This window comes from Actinospica durhamensis (assembly GCF_018139695.1).
GTDB classification, from domain to species: domain Bacteria; phylum Actinomycetota; class Actinomycetes; order Streptomycetales; family Catenulisporaceae; genus Actinospica; species Actinospica durhamensis.
Map to the genome: position 1 here is coordinate 1 of NZ_JAGSOG010000599.1, position 1166 is coordinate 1166.

The window sequence follows — 1166 nt, forward strand, 5'->3', positions numbered from 1 at the left end:
GGGTGTGTAAGCCCTCGGCCTATTAGTACCGGTCCACTCCACGAGTTACCCCGCTTCCATGTCCGGCCTATCAACCCCATGGTCTCTAGGGGGCCTTACCCACTCAAGGTGGTGGGAGGACTCATCTCGAAGCAGGCTTCCCGCTTAGATGCTTTCAGCGGTTATCCCTTCCGAACGTAGCCAACCAGCCATGCCCCTGGCGGGACAACTGGCACACCAGAGGTCCGTCCATCCCGGTCCTCTCGTACTAGGGACAGCCCTTCTCAATCCTCCAACGCGCGCAGCGGATAGGGACCGAACTGTCTCACGACGTTCTAAACCCAGCTCGCGTACCGCTTTAATGGGCGAACAGCCCAACCCTTGGGACCTACTCCAGCCCCAGGATGCGACGAGCCGACATCGAGGTGCCAAACCATGCCGTCGATATGGACTCTTGGGCAAGATCAGCCTGTTATCCCCAGGGTACCTTTTATCCGTTGAGCGACGGCGCTTCCACCAGCCACCGCCGGATCACTAGTCCCAGCTTTCGCTCCTGCTCGACCCGTCAGTCTCACAGTCAAGCCCCCTTGTGCACTTACACTCGCCACCTGATTGCCAACCAGGCTGAGGGAACCTTTGGGCGCCTCCGTTACTCTTTAGGAGGCAACCGCCCCAGTTAAACTACCCACCAGACACTGTCCCCGATCCGGATCACGGACCCGGGTTAGACACCCGAGACGGCCAGAGTGGTATTTCAACAACGACTCCACACCGGCTGGCGCCGGCACTTCACAGTCTCCCACCTATCCTACACAAGCCGCCCCGGACACCAATATCAAGCTATAGTAAAGGTCCTGGGGTCTTTCCGTCCTGCTGCGCGAAACGAGCATCTTTACTCGTAGTGCAATTTCACCGGGCCTATGGTTGAGACAGTCGGGAAGTCGTTACGCCATTCGTGCAGGTCGGAACTTACCCGACAAGGAATTTCGCTACCTTAGGATGGTTATAGTTACCACCGCCGTTTACTGGCGCTTCAGTTCACCGCTTCGCCGTGAAGCTGACGGGTCCCCTTAACGTTCCAGCACCGGGCAGGCGTCAGTCCGTATACATCGCCTTGCGGCTTCGCACGGACCTGTGTTTTTAGTAAACAGTCGCTTCCCGCTGGTCTCTGCGACCACCCCCAGCTC

General features: G+C 58.3%; 1 rRNA gene. It reads right to left on the reverse strand.

From position 1 onward, the window contains the following. Nucleotides 1-2: 2 nt before the first annotated feature. Nucleotides 3-1166, reverse strand: a 23S ribosomal RNA gene (locus KDL01_RS41290); the annotation flags it as partial.